Origin of the sequence: Streptomyces diastatochromogenes (assembly GCF_002242805.1) — a bacterium.
In the GTDB taxonomy this organism is placed as follows: domain Bacteria; phylum Actinomycetota; class Actinomycetes; order Streptomycetales; family Streptomycetaceae; genus Streptomyces; species Streptomyces diastatochromogenes.
In genome coordinates this window covers 1-2,030 of record NZ_MCGQ01000173.1, presented here as the reverse complement: position 1 = coordinate 2,030, position 2,030 = coordinate 1, and the positions used below count along the sequence as shown (strand labels likewise).

At 68.4% G+C, this 2,030-nt stretch carries 2 protein-coding genes; one reads left to right on the top strand and one right to left on the bottom strand.

Annotated elements, in window-relative coordinates; all coding sequences use genetic code 11:
* On the bottom strand, positions 1-570 hold a 570-nt coding region (locus BEK98_RS47445), incomplete at its 3' end, for a sigma-70 family RNA polymerase sigma factor (RefSeq protein WP_094222980.1).
* Between the two features lie 1,019 nt (positions 571-1,589).
* On the opposite strand from BEK98_RS47445, the gene BEK98_RS47440 reads away from it, so the two are divergent.
* Entirely contained in the window at positions 1,590-1,883 is a 294-nt protein-coding gene (locus tag BEK98_RS47440) for a plastocyanin/azurin family copper-binding protein (protein ID WP_094222979.1), read from the top strand.
* Positions 1,884-2,030 lie beyond the last annotated feature (147 nt).

The window sequence follows — 2,030 nt, the reverse complement described above, 5'->3', positions numbered from 1 at the left end:
GCGCAGGGCGTGCAGGGCGTAGTACGTCCGAGACTTCACGGTGCCCAGCGGGATGCCCAGCACCTGTGCGGCCTCCGCCATGGTCCGGCCCCGGTAGTAGGTTTCCAGCAGGACGGCGCGGTGGTCCGGGGACAGTGACCGGACGGCTTCGGCAACCGCCCAGCTCTGCAGTGCCTGCTCGATCTCGTCCTCGCCCGGTTTCTGCTCGGCGGCTCGCTCCAGCACATCGCCACCGACCTCGGCCGGCCTCGACTGCCGGGCCCGGTGGGCGTCGATGACCAGGTGCCGGGCGACCGTACACAGCCATGCCCGGGCCGGGCCGCGTGCGGGGTCGAACGCGTCGGGATGCTGCCACGCTCGCAGCAGTGTCTCCTGCACCACGTCCTCTGCCCATTGCCAGTCTCCTGAGGTCAGTCGCAGCACGTAGTGGAACAGGGCTCCTGCGTGCTCCGCGTACAGAGTGCGCAGCAGTTCCTCATCTGCGGTCGAAAGGGTCCCTCTACCAGAGACACGGTGCGCGGAGCGATCCGGATCGGTCCTTGGACCACGTTTTCGGGAACTCCAGGGCATAAGCCGATCATCGCGTAAATGCACCGCTTTGTCCTGTACGAGCAGCTCGATGCTGGTCACGCTCTGTGAGTGCGGCGGGTCGCACGTCCTCGCCGGGTGTTACGGCCTCTCCAGGATCAAGCGCGCTGGGGCCCGGGGGGCGGGCGGCTGATCTGCGCCGATCCCAAGAAGTTTCACAAAAGGTGCGAATCCAGCGAACCGCAGGACCCTCACCGTCCGTGGAGACGAACAAGTGCCGACTTACGCGCAACTCATCATCGTTTCCCCATGCGGCAAAGGATGAAACAGAGGTGACCGCAATGCACCACGCGACGCACACGCTCTCGCCACGGGCCACGCTCGCCCCGCCCCCGTGCATCGAAGCCGGTGCCACCTTGCAGCCCCGGCCCGTGCCCAGCACGCACCACGGCGACGGCTCTACACACAGTGATCGGGGGCTGCGCGACCACCGGGGCAGAACTCCATCCGGACCAGCGTGCGCATCACCCGTACGGGTGTGGCCGGTCTGCCTCCGAGTCGCACGCGGCTCCCCGCTCGGGCGAACTGCCGCATGCCGCCTGCATCTTCGTGGCGGGGCAGGGCGGATGCGCAGCCCGGGCACGTCGAGGCGGGCGGTCGGCGCGGGGCATCGCCCATGCTCGTTCGCTGGGTCCGTGAGGGGCGCGTGCCCATGAACACGGCATTCACCACACACATCCCTGCGGTTGCGTGCGCCCGAGCCGGCGCAGTTCCCGTCTCCGCCTGATCAGTGAGGAACGGACACCATGTACTTGAACCTTCGCCCGCCAGGTCGGCGATCACGCGCTGCGGCCGGGCTGGCCGTCGCCACCACTGCCGCTGCGCTGGGGCTCCTCAGCTCATGCGCCCAGTCGTCGCACTCCTCGTCCATCGGGGCCGGCGCCATCACGCCCGGTCCGGGTCAGCACCAGACGGCAGGAATGCCCGGTGCCACGGGGTCGGAGAGAACGGTGGGCTCCGCTCCCGGCGCTGCCTCCCCGATGCCGAGCATGAGCATGCCCATGAGTCCCTCGAGCACGGGCGCGGCGGCCGCGCCGGTGACCGGGAATGCCGTGGCGATCAAGAACTTCGCATTCTCCCCGGCCACGCTGAAGGTCAAAGCGGGCACGACGGTGACGTGGACGAATCAGGACACCGACGCCCACACCGTCACCAGCGCCGGATCGGGCGGCCCCTTGCATTCGGCCGCTCTGGCCACCGACGCCGCCTACAGCTACACGTTCACCAAGCCCGGCACCTACGCCTACCTCTGCACCATCCATCCGTTCATGACCGCCACCGTGGAGGTGACCTGATGACCGACTACTACGACAGTCACGATGGAACACCGGCCGACGACGCCGGTCAGCCTGAAACCGAGCACGGTATGACTCGGCGTCAACTCATCCGGCACGCAGGGTGGTTCGGCGGCGCGGTGGTGCTGACCGTGGCCAGTGGAGAGG